A 22,094-nucleotide genomic window follows, 5' to 3' on the forward strand; every position below is an offset into this window, starting at 1 on the left:
TCTTTGTATTCTTCTGGGGCTACCAATGGGTGAAAACAAGAAGAAGGCCAATCCTATCGACATTCATGTCGGGAGTCGTATTCGTCTTCGCAGAAATATGATGGGTATGAGCCAGGAACGTCTTGGTGAAAGGCTTGGCATCACGTTTCAACAGGTTCAGAAATACGAAAAAGGTACAAATCGCGTCGGGGCCAGCCGGTTGCAGGCCATCTCGAATATTCTCGGCGCGCCTGTTTCCTTTTTCTTCGAGGACGCCAATGGTGCCGAACCTGCACGAAACGGCTTTGCCGAACCCGACAAGGCTTTTTCGCTGATGGAGTTCTGCACAAGCACGGAAGGGCTTCAGCTCAATCGGGCCTATATCGCCATTGACGACATCAAGGTGCGTCGCCGCGTGCTCGATCTCGTCAAGGCGCTGAGCACGGGCGCAAGCGCGGAAGTCTGATTTGCATTTTCCGGCCTCGTAGAACGGCGTTTGCTTGACGCTGCCATAAGGGAAAGCTAACAGGACGCCACCGGCTGGGGGCCGGTTTTTCTTTCTAAAGGGCAACCTGTGCGCAACGACTATCTCTTCACCAGCGAATCCGTATCCGAAGGCCATCCCGACAAGGTTTGCGACCGCATATCGGACGAAATTGTCGACCTCGTTTACCGTGAAGCGCGAAAAACCGGCATGGACCCGTGGAAGGTGCGCGTCGCATGCGAAACGCTGGCCACCACCAACAGGGTCATCATCGCGGGCGAGGTTCGAGTTCCCGAAACGCTGCTCAAGAAGGACAAGGACGGAAATATCCTCAAGGACAGTTCCGGCCATCCCGTGGTGAACCCTTCCAAGTTCAAGTCCGTGGCGCGCAAGGCGATCAAGGCCATCGGCTACGAGCAATCCGGCTTTCATTGGAAGACCGCAAAGATCGACGTGCTGCTGCACGGCCAGTCGCCGGATATCGGGCAGGGTGTCGATAACGCCGCCGACCGGCAGGGCGAGGAGGGTGCGGGCGATCAGGGCATCATGTTCGGTTATGCCTGCCGCGAAACGCCTGACCTGATGCCTGCGCCGATCTATTACAGCCACAAGATTCTTGAAAAGCTCGCCGAGGCCCGTCACGCTGGCAAGGGCGACGTGGGAAAGCTCGGTCCCGATGCCAAGAGCCAGGTGACCGTTCGCTATGCGGGTGGACAAGCCGCCGAGGTCACCCAGATCGTTCTGTCCACTCAGCATCTCGACGAAAGCTGGGACTCCAGGAAAGTCCGGCAGGTGGTGGAGCCCTATATCCGTGAAGCGCTCGGCGATCTCAAGATCGCCGCCGATTGCAACTGGTACATCAATCCGACCGGCAAGTTCGTCATCGGAGGGCCGGACGGCGACGCGGGCCTGACGGGGCGCAAGATCATCGTCGACACCTATGGCGGCGCGGCTCCGCACGGCGGCGGCGCTTTTTCGGGCAAGGACACGACGAAGGTCGACCGTTCCGCCGCCTATGCCGCGCGCTACCTCGCCAAGAACGTGGTCGCCGCAGGCATTGCCGACCGCTGCACAATCCAGCTTTCCTATGCCATCGGCGTCGCGCAGCCGCTGTCGGTCTATGTCGATCTTCACGGCACCGGAAAGGTTCCCGAGGACAAGCTCGAAAGCGCGCTGCGGCAGGTCATGGACCTTTCGCCGAGCGGCATCCGGCGGCACCTCGACCTCAACAAGCCCATCTATGCGAGGACGACCGCCTACGGACATTTCGGACGCAAGCCGGGTCGTGACGGTTCGTTCTCCTGGGAAAAGACCGACCTGACCGGCGCGCTGAAGAAGGCGCTCGCCGCCTGACGTGCCGCACAATGGCGTCAGATAGCGGCCCGTCCCCAAAGGGTGCGTTTTTCGGGCGAAGGCGCGGGCGACCCTTGCGCCAAAGCCAGGAAGCTGCCTTCGAGGCCGCGCGTGACAGCTATGCTCTCGACCTGACCCGGCCCGCTCCCACCAATTTATCCGACCTGTTTCAGGCGCCGGTTCGGGACGTGCGGCTGGAAATCGGTTTTGGCGGGGGCGAGCACCTGCTTTTTCGCGCACGGGAAAATCCGACCGTCGGTTTCATCGGGGTGGAGCCGTTCATCAACGGAATGGCAAAGGTCACGGCCTCGCTTGCCGGCCACCCCCTCGACAATGTGCGACTCTATGGCGAGGACGCCATTCATGTGCTCGACTGGCTGCCGCTCTCGTCGCTGGCCGGCGTCGACCTGTTCTATCCCGACCCATGGCCCAAGAAGAAGCACTGGAAACGGCGTTTCGTAAGCCAGCCGAATCTCGACCGTATCTGGCGGGTGCTCAAGCCGGGTGGACTATTCCGATTTGCCTCGGATATCGATCACTATGTGAACTGGACGCTCCTGGAGTGCCGGAAGCACGGCGGATTCGAGTGGCTGGCGCAGGATGCAAACGACTGGCGCAAGCCCTATGACGGATGGCCCGGCACGCGATACGAGGCCAAGGCGCTGCGCGAGGGAAGGACGCCCGCCTATTTGAGCTTTGCGCGGAGCGCGGCGAAAGGCGCTCTCCGTGGCTAGAAATATGAGAATTGCTGAGTCATAGTCGGCTTCAGTACCTAGGGAGGAAAATCAGTGAAGCAGTATATTCTGGCTACCGTTCTGGCCGGCGCAATCGCCGTGCCGGCATTTGCGGCGGACTACAAGATCATGGCCCCCGCCGCGCCCGGAGGCGGCTGGGACCAGACCGCGCGCTCCATGCAGTCGGCCCTTCAGGATGAGAGCATTTCCGGCAGCGTGCAGGTCACGAACGTGCCGGGCGCGGGTGGCACCATCGGCCTGGCGCAATTCGTCAACCAGACCAATGGCGACCCGACGCAGCTCATCGTCGGCGGTTACGTCATGGTGGGCGCGATCCTGACCAACAACTCGCCGGTGACGCTCGATCAGGTCACTCCGATTGCCCGGCTAACGGGCGAGTATGAAGCAATCGTGGTTCCGGCTGCGTCCGACATCAAGGACATGGCGGGGCTTGTCGAGAAGTTGAAAGCTGATCCGGGCTCCGTGTCCTGGGGCGGCGGATCGGCAGGCGGCACGGATCACATCACCGCCGGGTTGATCGCCAAGGCTGCTGGCGTCGATCCGACCAAGGTCAACTACATCGCCTTTTCCGGCGGCGGAGAGGCGCTCGCGGCCATTCTCGGCAATCAGGTCACCGTCGGCATCTCCGGCTATGGCGAGTTCGCTGAGCAGGTGAAGGCCGGCACGCTGCGCGTCATTGGCATTTCGAGCGACGAACGCGTACCCGGCATCGACGCGCCGACCTTCAAGGAAGGCGGGGTGGATGTGTCGATCCAGAACTGGCGCATGGTTGCCGCCGCGCCCGGCATCACGGACGAGCAGAAAGCGGCAATTACAGCCGACATCGAGAAGATGAATGCATCCGCCACCTGGCAGAAGACCCTGGCCGACAAGGGCTGGGCGAACACCTGGCTCGCAGGTGACGCCTTTGCCGATCAGCTCAAGAAGGACGTCGCCTCCACCACCGACATTCTGAAAGATATCGGTCTGGTGAAATGAGCGCCGAAGGCTCCGGAAACCAGCATCGCCCCGATCGGGCGGTGCTGGTGATCGCCGCAGTGCTGATGGCGGTCGCGCTTGCGATCTTCTACGGAACCACGCAGCAAGGCGGCGTGGCGGGCTATTCGCCCGTCGGGCCGAAAACGGTGCCCTATATCATCGCGGCGGCGCTTGCGGGATTGTCGGTGCTCACCGCGATCGCCGGTCTGCGCGGCGAATTCCCCGAACGCGAGGAACAGAACCTGCCCCCGATGCTGTGGATCGTCGGTGGCCTCGCTGTTCAGATGCTGACAATGAAAACTGCAGGATTTTCGCTGGCGACCGGACTGCTTTTTGCTGCGACCGCCAAAGGCTTCGGCAGGGGGCCGCTCTGGATGACAATCCCCATCGGCATCGTGTTTTCGTTCATTGTCTGGCTGATCTTTGCCAAGGGCCTGCAACTCAGCTTGCCCGCAGGTCCGTTCGAACAGCTCTTTTAGGAAGCCACATGAATACGTTCGAACTGCTCGGACAAGGTTTGTTGACCGCGATGCAGTGGTCCAACCTTCTCTACGCCTTGATCGGGGTGACGCTCGGTACGGCGGTGGGCGTGCTTCCCGGCATCGGCCCGGCCCTCACCGTGGCCCTGCTTCTGCCGGTGACTTACAAGCTCGATCCGGCGGGCTCGCTCATCATGTTCGCGGGAATCTATTATGGCGGCATGTATGGCGGCTCGACCACGTCGATCCTGCTTAACACGCCCGGCGAGAGCGCCTCGATCGTCACGGCCCTCGAAGGCAACAAGATGGCCCGAAAGGGGCGCGGCGGACCCGCGCTGGCGACGGCCGCCATCGGCTCTTTCGTCGCTGGACTGATCGCGACGCTCGGACTCGCCTTCATCGCGCCGACTGTGGTCAAGTTCGCGCTTTCGTTCGGACCGGCGGAATATTTCGGGCTGATGCTACTTGCCTTTATGACGGTCTCGGCCGCCTTCGGCGATTCCGCGCTGCGCGGCATCACCTCGCTGGTGATCGGCCTTGCGCTCGGGCTGATCGGCATTGACCAGCTTACCGGCCAGACGCGGCTGACGATGGGCCTGCCGAACCTGTTCGACGGTATTTCCGTCACCACGCTTGCGGTCGCCCTCTTCGCAATCGGAGAAACCTTTGCCGTCGCCGGCCAGAAATTCATGGACGAGGAAAAGGTGGAATCGGTCAAGGGTTCCGTCTGGATGACCAGGGACGACTGGAAGCGATCCTGGCTTCCGTGGCTGCGCGGCACCGCCATCGGCTTTCCCATCGGCGCGATGCCCGCGGGCGGAGCGGACGTGTCGAGCTTCCTTTCCTATTCGGCCGAACGCACCTTCTCAAGGCATCCGGAAGAGTTCGGCCATGGCGCAATCGAAGGCGTGGCGGGGCCTGAAGCAGCGAACAATGCATCCGCCGCCGGGACGCTGGTGCCGCTGCTGACGCTCGGGCTTCCGACCACCGCAACCGCCGCGATCATGCTTGCGGGATTCCAGCAGTTCGGCCTGCAACCGGGGCCGCTGCTGTTCGTGACAAATTCCACACTGGTCTGGGGCCTGATCGCCAGTCTGCTGGTGGCGAATCTTATGCTGCTCGTGCTGAACCTGCCGCTGATCGGCCTTTGGGTGAAATTGCTGACGATCCCCAGGCCATGGCTCTATGCGGGTATTCTCGTGTTTGCGACGCTCGGCACGATCGGTGCCGACGGGTCAACCTTCTCGCTGGCCGGCATACCCGTATCGTTCGGGCTCGGGCTGCTGATGCTGTTCGGGATTCTGGGGTATCTGCTACGCCGCTTCCACTATCCGATCGCGCCGGTTGTGGTGGGACTTATTCTGGGACCGATGGCCGAGAAGAGCCTGCGTCAGGCCCTGCAAATCAGCCAGGGAGATGTCACCGCCCTGTTCCATTCCTGGATTGCGGTCATTCTCTGGCTGCTCGCCGCATGTGCCGTGCTGGTGCCGATGTATATGCGCTATCGCGGCAGCAGGGTGCTCGAACAGATCGCGGGCGATACCGACTGAACACCCGCCTTTGCCGGCGGCAGTTGCCGCCGGAACCTTTCAAACCGCGTTAGCGGCCCATGATCTTGCGGAACTGCGTCGGGTCGATGCCGAGTGCCTTGAGATCGCCCGCCGTCGGAAGCTTGTTTCCTTCCACCGCACGAGCCGCATTGATCGCGCTGCCGATCGAACCGAAGAAGACCGAAAGTGTGCCGCGCTTGTTCATTTGCTCCTGCTTTCTATCGCACTATCGTATTGTGCGGTGCACCATAGATAGGTGATCCATACGCAGTTTGTTAGGTGCAGCGCAGCATGGCTGCCATGCGATTGTGCATGGGACGCGACGCAAGAGTACGCGCGGCGCCCCAAAGCCACGTTTAACTTGCAATCCTGCGGACACAGCGCTATATGCGCTTCAAATTCTTGGTCGGTATGACGAAGAGTGGGTCCACCCGGTCCCGCTCTTTTTTGTTACCGACGACGGTTCGAAGGCTTGTATGAACGATTCCGTGGCGGACATTGCCGGTGATGATCGCATCATCCGCGAAAGCGGCATCGATGCGCGTATTGCCGCGATTGTCGGTCCGGTCCTGCGCGGTATCGGCTTCAGGCTGGTGCGGGTGCGACTGTTCGGGCAGAACGGTCTGACGCTCCAGATCATGGCGGAGCGCGAAGACGGCACGATGACTGTCGAGGATTGCGAGGAAGCAAGCCGCGCGCTTTCCCCCGCGCTCGATGTCGAGGACCCCATCGAGAAGGCTTACCACCTTGAAATATCTTCGCCCGGCATCGACAGGCCGCTGGTGCGCAAGTCGGATTTTACCGCCTGGGCCGGCCATGTCGTGAAGATGGAAACATCGTCGCTGGTGGCCGAGCGCAAGCGCTTTCGCGGCCGCATCGCAGCTGTAGGCGAAGACGGCGTGACCATCGAGCGTGACCAGGCAAGCTACGGCGACGCGCCCACCGTTGTCGTGCCATTCGAGGCGATTGCCGAGGCGCGGCTGGTTCTGACGGACGATCTGATCCGCGATGCCCTGAAGGCCGACAAGAAGGCAAGGCAGGAAGCGAAGAAGCACCGTGGTGAACCCGCACAGGAAACCGCGCAGGAAGAATGAACTTCGGCGGACCCACGGTCCGCGAACCCAGGGAGACGAACATGGTCGTCAGTGCCAACCGGCTTGAGCTGTTGCAGATCGCGGATGCGGTCGCGCGCGAGAAGTCTATCGACAAATCCATCGTCATCGACGCAATGGCCGATGCCATCCAGAAGGCCGCACGTTCGCGCTATGGCCAGGAGACGAATATTCGCGCCGACATCAACCACCAGACCGGCGAAATGAAGCTCCAGCGGTTGATGGAAGTCGTGGAAGCGGTCGAGGAGCCCGCGCGCCAGATTTCGGTGAAGGATGCGCGCCTGCGCAACCCCGACGCGCAGGCGGGCGACTACATCGCCGAGCAACTTCCGCCGATGGATTTCGGCCGCATCGCGGCGCAGTCCGCGAAGCAGGTGATCGTCCAGAAGGTGCGCGAGGCCGAGCGCGACCGGCAGTATGATGAGTACAAGGACCGCATCGGCGAAATCGTCAACGGGACGGTCAAGCGCGTGGAATACGGCAATGTGATCGTGGACCTTGGGCGTGGCGAGGCGATCATCCGCCGCGACGAACTGATCCCCCGCGAGAACTATAAATATGGCGACCGCGTGCGCGCCTATGTCTATGACGTGCGCCGCGAGCAGCGCGGGCCGCAGATCTTCCTGTCGCGGACCCATCCACAGTTCATGGCCAAGCTGTTCACGATGGAAGTGCCGGAAATCTACGACGGCATCATCGAGATCAAGTCGGTCGCCCGCGATCCGGGCTCGCGCGCCAAGATCGCCGTGACGTCGCGGGATTCATCCATCGACCCGGTCGGCGCCTGCGTCGGTATGCGCGGCTCGCGCGTGCAGGCGGTGGTTGCCGAATTGCAGGGCGAGAAGATTGACATCATTCCGTGGTCGCCTTCCGTTGCGTCCTTCATCGTCAACGCCCTCCAGCCGGCGGAAGTCGCGAAGGTCGTGCTGGACGAGGAGGCCGAGCGCATCGAGGTCGTCGTCGCGGACGACCAGCTTTCGCTGGCGATCGGCAGGCGCGGCCAGAACGTGCGGCTTGCCTCGCAGTTGACCGGCTGGGACATCGACATCCTGACCGAGCAGGAAGAATCCGAACGCCGCCAGAAGGAATTTTCCGAGCGCTCGAATCTCTTCATGGATGCCCTCAACGTCGATGAGATCGTCGGTCAGGTGCTGGCTTCCGAAGGCTTTTCGAGCGTCGAGGAAGTCGCCTATGTCGACGCCGACGAGATTTCGTCCATCGACGGGTTCGATGAGGACACCGCGAGCGAGATACAGACCCGCGCCCGCGAATATCTTGAGCGGGTGGAAGCCGAGCAGGACGAAAAGCGCCGCAAGCTGGGCGTGCAGGACGAACTGCGCGAAATTCCCGGAATCACCACCGCCATGCTGGTGACGCTCGGCGAGGATGGCGTGAAGACGATCGAGGATTTCGCCGGCTATGCAGTCGACGATCTCGTGGGCTGGAAGGAACGCAAGGACGGCGAGACCAAGCAGTTTCCCGGCGTGTTCGCTTCCCACCAGGTATCGCGCGCGGAAGCTGAACAGATGGTGCTTGCGGCCCGGCTGAAAGCCGGCTGGATCACCGAAGATCAACTCGCGGCCGAGCAAGAGGCCGCCGAAGAAGCCGCCGACGCATAATTATGCGTCGGTCGGGAGCAACACTTGGACGAGATGAACGATCGCACCTGCATCGTCACCCGCCAGAACGCGGACCCGGATCGGCTGATCCGGTTCGTGGCCGCTCCTGATTCGACCGTCGTTCCCGACCTGAAGCGCAATCTCCCGGGGCGTGGCTGCTGGGTCACCGCAGACCGGGAGCATATCGAAAAGGCCGTCGCTTCGAAGAAGCTGTTCGCCCGCGCGCTTCGCAAGGGCGTTCATGTCCCAAAGGATCTCGCCGATCAGGTGGACAGGCTGCTTGCCAGGTCCGCGCTCGGCGCTCTCGGCCTGGCGCGCAAGGCGGGGAAGGTTGCCCTCGGTGCGGCAAAGGTGGAAAATGCCGTGCGATCCGGCACGGCGGCCCTTGTGCTGCACGCGTTCGAAGCAGCGGACGATGGCGTCCGGAAAATCACGCAGGCAAGGCGGGCGACCGTCCATCTCGGCGGCCCTCATATCGCCGCCTATAAACTTTTCGCCGAGCCCGAAATGGGTTTGGCATTGGGCAGTACAAATGTGATACATGCTGCGGTCCTCGCGGGTGACGCGGGAACAGCGGCCGTGAAGCGCGTTGAAGCGCTCGACCGGTATCGGGGCGGATCCCCGGAAGTTCTGGCAATAGGTGCGGCAGTTGCTCCGAACGATGGCGCCGCAGAGGATATGGAATGAGTGATACGAAATCCGGTGACGACAAGACGTTGCACGTCAACACCAAGAAGACGCTCACGCTGAAGCGTCCGGGAATCGAGCAGAGCACCGTGCGGCAGAATTTCTCGCATGGCCGCACGAAATCGGTCGTCGTCGAAACCAAGCGCAAATTCGTCAAGCCGGGAGAGCGGCCCGAGCCCGTGCAGGTTTTCAAGCCCAAACCTGCGCCGCAGCCGCAGCCGCCCCAGCAACAGCAGCCTGCCCCGGTCGCAAAGCCGCAACCCGCACCCGCGGCTCCGGTTGCTGTCGTGCTGAACGAACTCTCGAATAGCGAGATCGAGGCCCGCCGCCGCGCGCTCGAAGGGTCCCAGGCCCGCGAGGCCGAGGATCGCCGCCGGGCCGCCGAGGTCGCGCAGCGACGCGCCGAGGATGAAGACCGCCGCCGCAAGGAGCGTGAGGATTCCGCGCGCCGCCAGGCCGAGGAAGAAGCACGGATCAAGACGGAGGCCGAGGCCCGCCGCCGCGCCGAGGAAGATGCGCGCCGTCGCACGCCGCAGGCCGACGCAACATCCGGCGAGGATGAAGAAGAGGGGACCGCTTCCGCGCCAAAGCGCGGCACCGCCGCACCGCGCGGCCTGCCGCCGCGTCGTGGCGCGGTAGCCCCCGAGCCGGCGCGCCCCGCCCGCACAAAGGGTGAGGCCGACCGCCGGCAGGGACGCTTGACCGTCACCTCGGCTCTGTCGTCCGAAGACGGCGAGGGCAGCCGAGGACGTTCGCTGGCTGCGGCGCGCCGCCGTCAGGAGAAGTTCAAGCGCGCCATGCAGCAGGAGCCGCGCGAGAAGATTTCGCGCGAGGTCACGCTGCCGGAAACGATCACGATTCAGGAGCTTGCCGGCCGCATGTCGGAACGCTCGGTCGACGTGATCAAGTTCTTCATGAAGCAGGGCCAGATCATGAAGCCGGGCGACGTCATCGACGCCGATACGGCTGAACTCATAGCGGCGGAATTCGGGCACACGGTCAAGCGCGTGGCGGAATCCGACGTCGAAGAGGGCCTCTTCAACCTGCCGGACGCTCCGGAAGACCTCAAGACGCGGCCGCCGGTTGTCACAATCATGGGCCATGTCGATCACGGCAAGACCTCGCTGCTCGACGCGATCCGCAACGCCAATGTCGTGTCCGGCGAGGCCGGAGGCATCACGCAGCACATCGGCGCCTATCAGGTCGAGAAGAACGGCCAGCGGATCACCTTCATCGACACGCCCGGTCACGCCGCCTTCACGGCGATGCGTGCACGCGGCGCGCAGGTCACTGACATCGCAATCCTTGTCGTCGCTGCCGACGATTCGGTGATGCCGCAGACGATCGAGTCGATCAGCCACGCAAAAGCTGCCGGAGTCCCGATCATTGTGGCGATCAACAAGATCGACAAGCCGTCGGCGGATGCGCAGAAAGTGCGCACCCAATTGCTCCAGCATGAGGTGTTCGTGGAATCAATGGGCGGCGAGACGCTGGACGTCGAAGTGTCCGCCAAGACCGGCGCGGGGCTGGACAAGCTGCTCGAGGCGGTTCTGCTCCAGGCCGAGATCCTCGACCTCAAGGCGAACCCGGACCGCACCGCCGAAGGCGTGGTGATCGAAGCCAAGCTCGACAAGGGCCGCGGCCCGGTCGCAACCGTGCTGGTGCAGACCGGAACGCTGATGCCCGGCGACATCATCGTTGCCGGCAATGAATGGGGTCGCGTGCGCGCGGTGGTCAACGATCGCGGCGAGCATCTTGAGGAAGCGCCGCCCTCGATGCCTGTCGAGGTTCTGGGCCTGCAAGGCACGCCGCACGCAGGCGACCGTTTCGCGACCGTCGAGAACGAGGCGCGGGCACGAGAGATCGCAGCCTATCGCCAGCGTCTGGCGCGCGACAAGGCGGTCGCCAAGCATGTCGGACAGCGCGGCTCGCTCGAACAGATGATGTCGCAATTGCAGGCAAGCGGGCTGAAGGAGTTTCCGCTGGTCATCAAGGGCGACGTGCAGGGGTCCATCGAGGCCATCGCCACGGCGCTGGAAAAGCTCGGCACCGACGAGGTCCGCGCGCGCATCGTTCATTCCGGTGCGGGAGGCATCACCGAAACTGATGTCTCTCTGGCCGAAACGTCGGGCGCGGCGATCATCGGGTTCAATGTGCGCGCCAACACACAGGCGCGTCAGGCCGCCGAGCAGGCAGGCATTGAAATCCGCTACTACAACATCATCTACAACCTTGTGGACGATGTGAAGCAGGCCATGTCGGGTCTGCTTTCGCCGGAACGCCGCGAAACCTTCCTAGGCAATGCGGAAATCCTCGAGGTCTTCCACATCACCAAGGTCGGCAAGGTTGCGGGCTGCCGCGTCACCGAAGGCAAGGTGGAGCGCGGCGCGGGCGTTCGCCTGATCCGCGACAATGTGGTCATCCATGAGGGCACGTTGAAGACCCTCAAGCGCTTCAAGGACGAAGTGCCGGAAGTGCCCGGCGGTCAGGAATGCGGCATGGCGTTCCAGAACTACGAGGACATCCGGCAGGGCGATATCATCGAGTGCTTCCGCGTCGAGATGGTGACGCGCTCCCTGTAACACATGATCGAGCGGGAGGGCGGATCGCCGTCCTCCCGGAAATGTTGATTGCGGACGCGGTTCCATCCCGCCTCCGCCCGGTTTGGAAAAATGTCCAGGTTTTCATCTTCCGGGCCTTCGCAGCGCCAGCTTCGGGTTGGCGAGCAGGTTCGCCACGCACTTTCGGAAATGCTCCAGCGGGGCGAGATTCGCGACGACCTGATCGAGCGGACCGTGATCTCCGTTTCGGAGGTCCGCATGTCTCCCGATCTGAAGATCGCGACCGCCTTCGTTGCTCCGCTGGGTGCGGGTGATGACGTGGCCGTCGTGGATGCGCTGAACCGCAATGCACGGTTCATTCGCGGACGCATGTCTCCGGCGCTCCGTCAGATGAAATACATGCCGGAATTCCGGTTCCGGCTCGACACGAGCTACGACAACATGGCCAGGATCGACGAACTGCTGCGTTCGCCGGAAGTGAAGCGCGACCTGGACGACGAGGACAAGGACTGATGGCGCGACGCGGCAAGAAAAAGGGCAGGCCGGTCTCCGGCTGGGTAATTCTGGACAAGCCCGTGGGCATGGGCTCGACGGAAGCCGTTTCGAAGATCAAATGGCTGTTCAATGCGGATAAGGCCGGCCATGCGGGCACGCTCGATCCGCTCGCCTCCGGCATGCTGCCGATTGCGCTCGGGGAGGCCACCAAGACGGTTCCCTATGTGCAGGACGGCGCCAAGGTCTACCGCTTCACCGTTGCATGGGGCGAAGAACGGATTACGGACGATCTGGAAGGCGAAGTCGCGAAAGCCTCGGACGCGAGGCCAACCGAGAGCGACATACGCGCGCTCATGCCGAACTATACCGGGGTGATCATGCAGACGCCGCCGCAATTTTCGGCCATAAAAATTGCCGGCGAGCGCGCCTACGATCTCGCGCGCAGCGGGGAGACTGTGGAAATTCCCGCCCGCGAAGTCGAGATCGACCGTTTCGACCTGATCGAGCATTCCGGAGATCGGACCATGTTCGAGATTGAGTGCGGCAAGGGCACCTATGTGCGATCGCTGGCGCGCGACCTTGGACGCGATCTCGGCTGCTTTGGTCACATTGCAACCCTACGCCGGACTGAGGTCGATCCGTTTACACAGGATGATTTCGTCACCGTCGAGGAACTTGAAATGGCGCGCGGCGGCGATGGCGAGGCGCCCGATTTCGCGGCCTTGGACGACCTGCTGGTCGACACCGGCGCAGCGCTCGAATGCCTGCCGCGTGTCGATATTTCGGACGACGCCGCAGGCAAGATAAGGCTCGGGAACCCTATCGTGATCCGTGGGCGCGATGCGCCGCTCGAAGCAGAAGAGGCATGCGCCATGGCACGCGGCAGGCTGGTCGCCATCGGCGCAATCGAGGCGGGCATGTTCAAGCCGAAGAGAGTGTTCGCGGGTTAGCGAATCGCCGAATAGACGCGAAAGCCCTTGTCCTCCGAGACCGTTTCGCAGGACGCGAACTGGGTCTTGAGAAGCGCTTCGTAGGGCAATCCTCGATTTGCGACCATCAGCAGCCGCCCGCGAGGCTTCAGCGCGTTGGCGGCAGCGCGAATCATGCTTTGTCCGAGCGCCGGGTCCGCCGCGCGCGCCTCATGGAACGGCGGGTTCATCACGATTGCGTCGTAGATGCGCTCTACCTTCTCGGCCGCAAGGTCGCTCCAATGGAATCGTGCATCCATATCGGGTGCAAGCCGCGCCAAGTTGCGCCGGGCAGCTTCCAGCGAGGCATGGTCGGCCTCATAGAGATCGATGCGCCTCGGCGTCGCGTATTCGGCAAGCACCACGGACAGATAGCCCCAACCGGCGCAGAAATCCGCGACCATGCCGCCGATGCCATGCGACAGCGTCCCGGCCAGAAGGCGGGACCCGTGATCGACCCGATCATGTGAAAACATGCCCGGGGCCGTCTCGAACCGACCTTCGACGAGCGGTGCATTCGTCTGTTCCAGCACAAGGGCTTCTGCCCATTCGTCGGCTTGCGGCCCTCGCCAGAGCCAGAAAACGACGCCGTGGCTTTTCGACAGATGGCCGCCGAACGGCATCACCTTTTCCAATCTCTTGCGCAGGCTTGCGATCCCTTCGGTCCTGCCGCCCGCCAGAACGACCAATCCGCCGGGCACGACGCGCCGGATCGCGTCCGCCAGCCGACGCTCGTTCTGGCCGCGATGTTTTCCCGCAACGATGAGCGCGAGCGCAAATCCCTCGCCGGCAGCTTCCGGCGCGACATGGAGGCCTCGCCGTTGCAGCGCCAGGAAGTCCGGACGAAACCCCTGCACGAATATCGGGTCAATGTCGAAGCCGCCCGGAATGGCGAAGTCGCGGCCAGCGCCGAGCACGATGCAGGACGCGCCGCCCGCAGGCATGTCGAGTTCGCCGATGCCGAACGGATGAAAAAGTGTCTGGACGGTTTCCCGGCTCACACTATCTGCCTCATGCTCAAAAGAAAGGGCGCGGCATTGCTGCCGCGCCCGCATGTTTCCAAATCAGACGCGGCTTATGCGGCGTCCTCTTCCTCTTTCTTCTCGCGGACGATTTCCTTGCCGGTCGTCTGATCGACGACCTTCATGGACAGGCGCACCTTGCCGCGCTCGTCGAAGCCCATCAGCTTGACCCAGACCTTGTCGCCTTCCTTGACGACATCGGTGGTCTTCTGCACGCGCTCGCTGGCGAGCTGCGAGATATGCACGAGGCCGTCGCGAGGTCCGAAGAAATTCACGAAGGCACCGAAATCAGCGGTTTTAACGACCGTTCCCTCGTAGATCTCGCCGACTTCCGGCTCCGCCACGATGGTGTGGATCCACTTCTTCGCCGCCTCGATTTCCTTGGCGTTGGACGAAGCGATCTTCACGGTGCCGTCATCCTCGATGTTGATCTTGGCGCCGGTCTTTTCCACGATTTCGCGGATGACCTTGCCGCCCGAACCGATCACGTCGCGGATCTTGTCGGTCGGAATCTGCATCACCTCAATGCGGGGCGCGAACTCGCCGAGTTCCTTGCGGCCCTCGGAAATGGCCTTCGCCATCTCGCCGAGAATGTGCAGCCTGCCGTCCTTCGCCTGACCCAGCGCAACCTTCATGATCTCTTCGGTGATCCCGTCGATCTTGATGTCCATCTGGAGCGAAGTCACGCCATTGGCGGTGCCGGCGACCTTGAAGTCCATGTCGCCGAGGTGGTCCTCGTCGCCCAGAATGTCGGACAGGACCGCGAAGCGCTCGCCTTCCTTGATCAGCCCCATGGCGATGCCCGCCACCGGCTGCGCAAGCGGAACGCCCGCATCCATCAGCGCCAGCGATGTGCCGCAGACCGTTGCCATCGAAGACGAGCCGTTGGACTCGGTGATCTCGGAAACGACGCGCAGCGTGTAGGGGAATTGTTCCGCACCCGGCAGCATCGGATGGACGGCGCGCCATGCGAGCTTGCCGTGGCCGATTTCGCGGCGACCGGGCGAACCCATGCGGCCCGTCTCACCGACCGAATAGGGGGGGAAATTGTAGTGCAGCAGGAAGGTTTCCTTCTGCGTGCCGGTCAGCGAGTCGATATATTGCTCGTCCTCGCCGGTGCCGAGCGTGGCAACGACCAGCGCCTGCGTTTCACCGCGCGTGAACAGCGCCGAGCCGTGCGTGCGGGGCAGGACGCCCACTTCCGCAACGATGGGGCGCACCGTCTTGAGGTCGCGGCCATCGATGCGCGCGCCGGTATCGAGGATGTTCCAGCGCACGATCTTGGCCTGCAACTCCTTGAACACGGCCGCGACCTGATCGGCGGAGTATTTCGGCGCTTCCTCGCCCTCCGGCAGGAAATGCGCCTTGACCTTCGCCTTCGCCGCATCGACCGCGTCGTAGCGGACCTGCTTCACGGTGTTCTTGTAGGCTTCGCGAAGTTCGCCTTCGATCAGCCCGAGCATTTCCTTCTCGAGGTCCCCGAACGAGGGCGACGAAAAATCACGCGGGTCCTTCGCCGCGACTTCGGCCAGCTTGATGATCGCGTCGATCACAGGCTGGAAGCCCTTGTGGCCGAACATCACCGCGCCGAGCATGATGTCTTCCGGCAGTTCCTGCGCTTCGGACTCGACCATCAGCACCGCATCGGATGTGCCGGCAACGACGAGGTCTAGCTTCGATTCTTCCATCTCGTCGAGATGCGGATTGAGCACATATTCGCCGTTAATGTAGCCGACGCGCGCGCCGCCGATCGGACCCATGAAGGGCGCACCGGAAAGCGTCAGCGCCGCGGAGGTCGCGACGATGGAAAGGATGTCCGGATCGTTTTCAAGATCGTGCTGGACGACTGTGACGATGACCTGAGTGTCGTTCTTGTAGCCGTCGGCGAAGAGCGGGCGGATTGGACGGTCGATCAGGCGCGACACGAGTGTCTCGCGCTCCGAGGGACGGCCTTCGCGCTTGAAATAGCCGCCGGGGATCTTGCCCGCCGCGAAGGTCTTTTCCTGATAGTTGACGGTAAGCGGGAAGAAATCGACGCCCGGCTTCGGGTCCTTGGCCGATACGACCGTGGCAAGGACGACGGTTTCGCCGTAGGTGGCGAGCACCGCGCCGTCAGCCTGGCGGGCGATCTTGCCGGTTTCGAGGATGAGCGGACGCCCACCCCATTCGATTTCGACTTTGTGTTGATTAAACATGTCTTGTCCTTCATATGCGGAAAGGCTCGCGCCGACCCTTCGGCGCGCCCTACCTTTCCCGGCTTCGTTCGGACGAGCCACGGGCAAGACAACGGGAGGTCCGCGATCCAGGCCTCGAAAAGCCTGCGGGCATCCTGCAATCCTGCCCCATGACCTGTCCATGAGGCGGTCCCGCGTCCCTTCGCGCGGACCCTGCGGGCCATTCACGGCCCTGATTGGCGACCGGCGGGTTTCCTCGCGAAAACCCGCCGGACGTTTTAGCGGCGCAAGCCGAGCTTTTCGATCAACGCCTGATAGCGCGCGTCGTCTTTCCTCTTCAGATAGTCGAGAAGAGAGCGGCGCTGCGACACGAGGGCGAGAAGGCCGCGACGGGAATGATTGTCCTTCACGTGACCCTTGAAATGCTCGGTCAGATTCTTGATGCGCTCCGAAAGAATCGCGACCTGGACTTCCGGCGAGCCGGTGTCGCCCATGGCTGTGGCGAATTCTTTCAGGATTTCCTGCTTGCGTTCAGCAGTGATCGACATCGTGTTTTTCCTTTCTGCTTTGAGGAAACGGGACGCCCTCGGCCGGGATGTCGTCCAGCAGGGGCCATGATGCACGCGCCAATATTGCGCGATGCTGGCGCGCATATAGTGGATGCAGGGCCAAATTGCTACCGTTTTTTATGACAGCGGGTTCGTGGGTTTTCGGGGTCGCTCTCACGCCCCCGCATTGTAGGCGGCAATCGCGGCCATATTGACCACATCGGCGTCCTTGGCGTTGAGAGGCACGATCTGGACCGACTTGTTGAGACCCACCAGCAGCGGGCCGATCACTGTCGAACCGCCCAGTTCCTGCAGCATCTTGGTCGAGATGCTGGCGGAGTGGAACGCCGGCATGACCAGCACATTGGCAGGCCCGGACAGGCGGCAGAACGGATATTGCCGCTGCATCAGGCTGAAATTCAGCGCCACGTCGGCAGCCATCTCGCCGTCATATTCGAAGTCGACGCGGCGGCGGTCCAATATCTTGACCGCTTCCTGCACGCGTTCGGACCGCTCGCCCTGCGGGTGACCGAAGGTGGAATAGGCCAGCATGGCGACGCGCGGCTCATATCCCATGCGCCGCGCAAAGCCTGCCGCCTCTTCGGCGATATCGGCGATCTGCTCGGCGTTCGGCATGTCATGGACGGCGGTGTCGGCCACGATGACCGTGCGCCCGCGGCACAACGCTATCGAAACGCCGATGATGCGGTGTCCGGGCTTGGCGTCGATGACGCGAGAGACATCGTCGAGGACCGTCGAATAGTTGCGCGTCACACCCGTCACCACCGCGTCGGCGTCGCCCAGCGCCACCATGGTGGCTGCAAAGTGGTTGCGGTCGTTGTTGACGAGCCGCTGGCAGTCCCGGAACAGAAACCCCTTGCGCTGCAACCGTTCGTACAGGTGGTCCGCATAGACGGCGTTGCGGCGCGACAACCTCGCATTGATGATCTCGATGCCTGCCTTGTTGATGTCGACGCCGGCCTGCCGCGCGCTCTCCTTGATCTGCTCCTCGCGTCCGACCAGAATCGCCGTGCCGAGCCGCTGGTTGACGAAGGAAACAGCGGCGCGCATCACCTGCTGCTCCTCGCCTTCCGCAAAGACCACCCGCTTCGGCTGGCGACGGACACGGTCATAAATGCGCTGCAGGGTGGAGGCGATCGGATCGCGGCGGGCCGAAAGTTCCTGCGCATATTTGTTGAGATCGATGATGGGGCGGCGGGCGACGCCGCTCTCCATCGCCGCATTCGCAACGGCGACCGGAATGGCCGAGATCAGGCGCGGATCGAACGGAACGGGAATGATGTAGTTCGGTCCGAATTTCGGGCGATTGCCCTGATAGGCGGCGGCAACGTCATCGGGTACGTCCTCCCGGGCGAGCGCGGCGAGCGAGCGGGCGGCGGCGACCTTCATCTGGTCGTTGATCGTCGTGGCGCGCACATCCAGCGCTCCACGGAAAATGTAGGGAAAGCCCAGCACATTGTTGACCTGGTTCGGATAGTCCGAACGCCCCGTCGCCATGATCGCGTCGGTGCGGATTTCGGCCACTTCCTCCGGAGTGATTTCGGGATCGGGATTGGCCATGGCGAAGATGATCGGGTTCTTCGCCATGGACTGCACCATCTTCGGGGTCAGGGCACCCTTGGCGGAAAGGCCGAAGAAAACGTCCGCGCCTTCCAGCGCTTCCGCCAGCGTGCGAGTGTCGGTCTTGACCGCATGCGCGGACTTCCACTGGTTCATGCCTTCCGTGCGACCCTGATAGACGACGCCCTTGGTGTCGCACAGGATCACGTTTTCAGGCGCGAAGCCGAGCGATTTCACCAGTTCGATGCAGGCGATGCCCGCCGCGCCCGCACCGTTGCAGACGAGTCTGGTGGATTTCATGTCGCGCCCCGTGATCTCCAGCGCGTTGATCAGGCCCGCCGTTGCGATGATCGCGGTGCCATGCTGGTCGTCATGGAAAACCGGAATATCCATGATCTCGCGCAGCTTCTGCTCGATGATGAAGCAATCGGGGGCCTTGATGTCCTCCAGATTGATGCCGCCGAACGAGGGCCCGAGATAGCGCACGCAATTGATGAAGGCGTCCGTGTCTTCCGTGTCGACTTCCAGATCGATGGAATCCACGTCGGCAAATCGCTTGAACAGCACCGACTTGCCTTCCATGACCGGCTTCGACGCCAGCGCGCCCAGATTGCCGAGTCCGAGGATCGCGGTCCCGTTCGAGATCACCGCCACCATGTTGCCGCGCGTGGTGTAGTCGAAGGCGCGCGACGGGTCCTCGGCGATGGCTTTGACCGGGACGGCCACGCCGGGTGAATAGGCGAGCGACAGGTCGCGCTGCGTCGCCATCGGTTTGGTCGGGCTGATTTCGAGCTTCCCGGGCCGTCCGGATGCGTGGAAGTCGAGCGCTTCTTCAGCGGTAACGGATGGTCCCGCCTGGTCTGTCTTTCGTGCCATGAATGTGCGTTTCCTTACCCATGCCGTGCATTGCGGCAGTGCTTTTTTGTGGAGCGTCGAGGAATAAGGCTACACTTGACGGAAAGGAAGGGCCAAGCAGGAAGAATGGAATTTATCGCAGAACATTTGCGACCGTTGAACGTGGGCCTCGCGCCGTGACGACATGCTGAACGCATCCGCCATTGACAGCGCACGGCTCTCGGCTGCGGGCGCGACGCCGATGATGGAGCAATATATCGAGATCAAGGCGGCGAACCAGGATTCGCTGCTGTTCTACCGCATGGGCGATTTCTACGAGTTGTTCTTCGATGACGCCGAAAAGGCAAGTCGGGCACTCGGCATCGTCCTGACCAAGCGCGGCAAGCATCAGGGTGAGGATATCCCGATGTGCGGCGTTCCGATCCATGCTGCCGACGACTATCTGCAAAAGCTGATCGGGCTCGGTTTTCGCGTCGCCGTCTGCGAGCAGATCGAGGACCCGGCGGAAGCCAAAAAGCGCGGCTCGAAATCGGTCGTCAGGCGCGACGTGGTGCGACTGGTGACGCCCGGCACCATTACGGAGGACAAGCTCCTCGATCCGGCCCAGAGCAATTTCCTGATGGCGGTGGGGCGCATCAAGAGTTCGCCGGAGGATATTTTCGGGCTCGCATGGATCGATATTTCCACCGGCTCCTTCCGTGTCGCGGAAACGAATGCGGACCGCCTGCTGGCCGATATCTTGCGCATCGACCCGCGTGAGGTCATCGTGGCGGAACCTGTCTTCTACGACGCGGCACTCAAGCACGTGATCGATGTGCTGGGACGCACGGCAAGCCCGGTGCCCGGCTCGCTTTTCGAATCGTCCGGCGCAGCGGGCCGCATCGCCCATTTCTTCGGCGTCGTTACGCCCGACAGTTTCGGCGCGTTTTCGCGCGCCGAGCTTTCAGCCGTCGCGGGCGCGATCGCCTATGTGGAAAAGACGCAGAAGGCGGAGCGCCCTCCGCTCGCCCGTCCCGAGCGCGAGCAGAGCGCCTCCTCGCTGTTCATCGATCCGGCCACGCGCGGCAATCTGGAACTGGTGCGCGCCATGAATGGCGGACGGGACGGCTCGCTGTTCAAGGCGATCGACCGGACGCTGACCGGCGGCGGCGGACGCATGCTTGCCGAACGACTTATGTCGCCGCTGACCGACCCCGCCGCAATCGGCGCGCGGCTGGATTCGATTGCGTTCTTCCTCGGCGAGCCGCGCCTTTGCGAGGCTGTACGCATGTTACTCAAGGGTGTCGCCGACATGCCGCGCGCGCTGTCGCGGCTGGCGCTCAATCGCGGAGGCCCACGCGACCTCGGCGCGCTGCGCGCGGGCATGGAGGCGGCGGCGAGCCTCGGCGAAGTGCTGGCGGGTTCGGTCGCGCCGGTCGAGATCGCGCGCGCGGTTGCTGCATTGCGGGCCCTGCCCGCCGATTTCGCGGCGAATCTTTCCGCCGCGCTCGACGACGAACTCCCGCTTCTGAAGCGTGACGGTGGTTTTGTACGCGCCGGCCATGATGCCGAGCTGGACGAGATGCGGGCGCTGCGCGACGAGTCGCGCCGCGTGATCGCGGGCATGGAGCGCGACCTGATCGAGGAAACCGGCATCCGCTCGCTCAAGATCCGTCACAACAACGTGCTTGGCTATTACATCGAGGTGACGTCGAACAACCAGTCCGCACTGAACGGTTCGGACGACGCCAAGGGCCGCTTCATCCATCGCCAGACCATGGCGAACGCCATGCGGTTCACCACCACGGAACTCGCCGACCTTGAGACGCGCATCGCCAACGCCGCCGACCGGGCGCTGGCCATCGAGCAGCGCGTATTCGACGCGCTGACCGCCGAGGCGGTGGGCCACGCAGACGCCTTGCGCGCGGGAGCCGAGGCCATTGCGGCGCTGGATGTTTCGGCGGCGCTGGCCGTGCTGGCGCAGGCCGAAACCTACTGCCGCCCCACTGTGGATTCCAGCCTCGCCTTCCGGATCGAGGGGGGCCGCCATCCGGTGGTAGAACAGGCGCTGCGTCGCGCCGCCGAAGCACCCTTCGTGGCGAACGATTGCGATCTTTCACCTACGAACAATGACCGTCACGGCGCGATCTGGTTGTTGACCGGCCCGAACATGGGCGGCAAGTCGACCTTCCTGCGCCAGAACGCGCTGATCGCAATCATGGCCCAGATGGGTTCGTTCGTGCCCGCGCAGGCTGCCCATATCGGCGTGGTGGACCGGCTGTTCTCGCGCGTGGGTGCTTCCGACGACCTGGCGCGCGGACGTTCGACCTTCATGGTCGAGATGGTGGAGACTGCCGCGATCCTCAACCAGGCGGGCGAGCGAGCGCTGGTCATTCTCGACGAAATCGGGCGCGGTACGGCAACCTTCGACGGGCTGTCGATTGCCTGGGCAGCGGTCGAATATCTGCACGAGCAGAACCGTTGCCGCGCAATCTTCGCGACGCATTTCCACGAGATCACCGCGCTTTCGGCGAAGCTGCCGCGCCTGCACAACGTGACCATGCGTGTGAAGGAATGGGAAGGCGATGTCGTTTTCCTCCACGAGGTCGCCATGGGCGCAGCCGACCGCAGCTACGGCGTGCAGGTCGCGAAGCTCGCCGGCCTGCCGGACGCCGTGGTCCGGCGCGCCCGCGACGTATTGCACCAGCTTGAGCAAGGCGAGGTCGCGGGAAAGGCCGACAGGATGCTCGACGATCTGCCCCTGTTCTCCGCAGCAGCGAGGACCGAAGCGCCGAAACCTGCGAAGAATGACGGCGTGCGCGATGCGCTCGGAGCGATCAACCCCGACGAACTGACCCCGCGTGCAGCGCTCGACGCACTGTATCGGCTGAAAAGTTTGATGTAGCAGTCTTTTT

18 protein-coding genes are annotated in these 22,094 nt (G+C 63.0%); 13 read left to right on the plus strand and 5 right to left on the minus strand.

Annotated elements, in window-relative coordinates; genetic code table 11:
* Positions 1-25: 25 nt before the first annotated feature.
* From M9924_06865 to M9924_06890, 6 genes are all read left to right on the plus strand, one after another.
* Complete coding sequence (locus M9924_06865) at positions 26-445, plus strand: helix-turn-helix transcriptional regulator (protein ID MCO5064124.1); 420 nt, start codon at positions 26-28, stop codon at positions 443-445.
* A gap of 108 nt (positions 446-553) precedes the next feature.
* Positions 554-1,816 (plus strand): methionine adenosyltransferase, encoded by a 1,263-nt coding sequence (gene metK / locus M9924_06870; GenBank protein MCO5064125.1) that lies wholly within the window; start codon positions 554-556, stop codon positions 1,814-1,816.
* Between the two features lie 11 nt (positions 1,817-1,827).
* On the plus strand, positions 1,828-2,550 hold the full coding sequence (locus M9924_06875) for a tRNA (guanine(46)-N(7))-methyltransferase TrmB (GenBank protein ID MCO5064126.1): 723 nt from the start codon (positions 1,828-1,830) through the stop codon (positions 2,548-2,550).
* A gap of 54 nt (positions 2,551-2,604) precedes the next feature.
* Positions 2,605-3,549: a tripartite tricarboxylate transporter substrate binding protein gene (locus tag M9924_06880; protein MCO5064127.1), complete on the plus strand. Its 945-nt coding sequence runs from the start codon at positions 2,605-2,607 to the stop codon at positions 3,547-3,549.
* Positions 3,546-4,028, plus strand: coding sequence for a tripartite tricarboxylate transporter TctB family protein (locus tag M9924_06885; GenBank protein ID MCO5064128.1), 483 nt, complete (start codon positions 3,546-3,548; stop codon positions 4,026-4,028). Before M9924_06880 ends, M9924_06885 begins: the two co-directional genes overlap by 4 nt.
* An 8-nt stretch (positions 4,029-4,036) precedes the next feature.
* A complete protein-coding gene (locus tag M9924_06890; GenBank protein MCO5064129.1) occupies positions 4,037-5,578 on the plus strand; it encodes a tripartite tricarboxylate transporter permease in 1,542 nt (513 codons plus the stop codon).
* 49 nt (positions 5,579-5,627) lie between these two features.
* Here the strand turns inward: M9924_06890 and M9924_06895 are convergent, their stop codons facing one another.
* Entirely contained in the window at positions 5,628-5,783 is a 156-nt protein-coding gene (locus M9924_06895; protein MCO5064130.1) for a hypothetical protein, read from the minus strand.
* 271 nt (positions 5,784-6,054) lie between these two features.
* Between M9924_06895 and rimP the strand changes: the two genes are divergently transcribed.
* The 6 genes from rimP to truB all read left to right on the plus strand — a co-directional run bounded on the left by rimP (position 6,055) and on the right by truB (position 13,002).
* The gene (gene rimP, locus M9924_06900) at positions 6,055-6,672 is read left to right on the plus strand and encodes a ribosome maturation factor RimP (GenBank protein ID MCO5064131.1); all 618 of its coding nucleotides are present in this window, start codon (positions 6,055-6,057) and stop codon (positions 6,670-6,672) included.
* Between the two features lie 41 nt (positions 6,673-6,713).
* Positions 6,714-8,309 carry a transcription termination factor NusA gene (gene nusA / locus M9924_06905; GenBank protein ID MCO5064132.1) on the plus strand — a complete coding sequence of 532 codons (1,596 nt, stop codon included), beginning with the start codon at positions 6,714-6,716 and terminating at the stop codon, positions 8,307-8,309.
* A 33-nt stretch (positions 8,310-8,342) separates the two neighbouring features.
* On the plus strand, positions 8,343-8,996 hold the full coding sequence (locus M9924_06910) for an RNA-binding protein (GenBank protein ID MCO5064133.1): 654 nt from the start codon (positions 8,343-8,345) through the stop codon (positions 8,994-8,996).
* Complete coding sequence (gene infB / locus M9924_06915; GenBank protein MCO5064134.1) at positions 8,993-11,578, plus strand: translation initiation factor IF-2; 2,586 nt, start codon at positions 8,993-8,995, stop codon at positions 11,576-11,578. Before M9924_06910 ends, infB begins: the two co-directional genes overlap by 4 nt.
* Before the next feature lie 90 nt (positions 11,579-11,668).
* Positions 11,669-12,070 carry a 30S ribosome-binding factor RbfA gene (gene rbfA, locus M9924_06920; GenBank protein MCO5064135.1) on the plus strand — a complete coding sequence of 134 codons (402 nt, stop codon included), beginning with the start codon at positions 11,669-11,671 and terminating at the stop codon, positions 12,068-12,070.
* A complete protein-coding gene (truB, locus tag M9924_06925) occupies positions 12,070-13,002 on the plus strand; it encodes a tRNA pseudouridine(55) synthase TruB (protein ID MCO5064136.1) in 933 nt (310 codons plus the stop codon). Before rbfA ends, truB begins: the two co-directional genes overlap by 1 nt.
* Here the strand turns inward: truB and M9924_06930 are convergent.
* The 4 genes from M9924_06930 to M9924_06945 form a co-directional block, all read right to left on the minus strand.
* A complete protein-coding gene (locus tag M9924_06930; GenBank protein MCO5064137.1) occupies positions 12,999-14,021 on the minus strand; it encodes a class I SAM-dependent methyltransferase in 1,023 nt (340 codons plus the stop codon). The genes truB and M9924_06930 overlap by 4 nt on opposite strands.
* 74 nt (positions 14,022-14,095) lie before the next feature.
* Positions 14,096-16,237 (minus strand): polyribonucleotide nucleotidyltransferase, encoded by a 2,142-nt coding sequence (gene pnp, locus M9924_06935; protein ID MCO5064138.1) that lies wholly within the window; start codon positions 16,235-16,237, stop codon positions 14,096-14,098.
* A 257-nt stretch (positions 16,238-16,494) separates the two neighbouring features.
* Positions 16,495-16,764, minus strand: coding sequence for a 30S ribosomal protein S15 (gene rpsO / locus M9924_06940; protein ID MCO5064139.1), 270 nt, complete (start codon positions 16,762-16,764; stop codon positions 16,495-16,497).
* A gap of 174 nt (positions 16,765-16,938) precedes the next feature.
* Positions 16,939-19,221 carry an NADP-dependent malic enzyme gene (locus M9924_06945; protein MCO5064140.1) on the minus strand — a complete coding sequence of 761 codons (2,283 nt, stop codon included), beginning with the start codon at positions 19,219-19,221 and terminating at the stop codon, positions 16,939-16,941.
* Positions 19,222-19,384: 163 nt separating this feature from the next.
* Here M9924_06945 and mutS point away from each other — a divergent pair, with 163 nt between their 5' ends.
* A complete protein-coding gene (gene mutS, locus M9924_06950; protein ID MCO5064141.1) occupies positions 19,385-22,084 on the plus strand; it encodes a DNA mismatch repair protein MutS in 2,700 nt (899 codons plus the stop codon).
* Positions 22,085-22,094 lie beyond the last annotated feature (10 nt).

The sequence above is a fragment of the Rhizobiaceae bacterium genome, assembly GCA_023953835.1.
Classification (GTDB): Bacteria; Pseudomonadota; Alphaproteobacteria; order Rhizobiales; family Rhizobiaceae; genus Mesorhizobium_G.

What these genes read in the sequence shown, in the direction of transcription:
- truB (MCO5064136.1), top strand. Translation starts at nt 12,070, where the DNA reads ATGGCGCGACGCGGCAAGAAAAAGGGCAGGCCGGTCTCCGGCTGGGTA.
- M9924_06875 (MCO5064126.1), top strand. Translation starts at nt 1,828, where the DNA reads ATGGCGTCAGATAGCGGCCCGTCCCCAAAGGGTGCGTTTTTCGGGCGA.
- rpsO (MCO5064139.1), bottom strand. Translation starts at nt 16,764, where the DNA reads ATGTCGATCACTGCTGAACGCAAGCAGGAAATCCTGAAAGAATTCGCC.
- infB (MCO5064134.1), top strand. Translation starts at nt 8,993, where the DNA reads ATGAGTGATACGAAATCCGGTGACGACAAGACGTTGCACGTCAACACC.
- rbfA (MCO5064135.1), top strand. Translation starts at nt 11,669, where the DNA reads ATGTCCAGGTTTTCATCTTCCGGGCCTTCGCAGCGCCAGCTTCGGGTT.
- M9924_06895 (MCO5064130.1), bottom strand. Translation starts at nt 5,783, where the DNA reads ATGAACAAGCGCGGCACACTTTCGGTCTTCTTCGGTTCGATCGGCAGC.
- M9924_06890 (MCO5064129.1), top strand. Translation starts at nt 4,037, where the DNA reads ATGAATACGTTCGAACTGCTCGGACAAGGTTTGTTGACCGCGATGCAG.
- M9924_06865 (MCO5064124.1), top strand. Translation starts at nt 26, where the DNA reads ATGGGTGAAAACAAGAAGAAGGCCAATCCTATCGACATTCATGTCGGG.
- M9924_06910 (MCO5064133.1), top strand. Translation starts at nt 8,343, where the DNA reads ATGAACGATCGCACCTGCATCGTCACCCGCCAGAACGCGGACCCGGAT.
- nusA (MCO5064132.1), top strand. Translation starts at nt 6,714, where the DNA reads ATGGTCGTCAGTGCCAACCGGCTTGAGCTGTTGCAGATCGCGGATGCG.
- M9924_06885 (MCO5064128.1), top strand. Translation starts at nt 3,546, where the DNA reads ATGAGCGCCGAAGGCTCCGGAAACCAGCATCGCCCCGATCGGGCGGTG.
- mutS (MCO5064141.1), top strand. Translation starts at nt 19,385, where the DNA reads ATGCTGAACGCATCCGCCATTGACAGCGCACGGCTCTCGGCTGCGGGC.
- rimP (MCO5064131.1), top strand. Translation starts at nt 6,055, where the DNA reads ATGAACGATTCCGTGGCGGACATTGCCGGTGATGATCGCATCATCCGC.
- pnp (MCO5064138.1), bottom strand. Translation starts at nt 16,237, where the DNA reads ATGTTTAATCAACACAAAGTCGAAATCGAATGGGGTGGGCGTCCGCTC.
- M9924_06945 (MCO5064140.1), bottom strand. Translation starts at nt 19,221, where the DNA reads ATGGCACGAAAGACAGACCAGGCGGGACCATCCGTTACCGCTGAAGAA.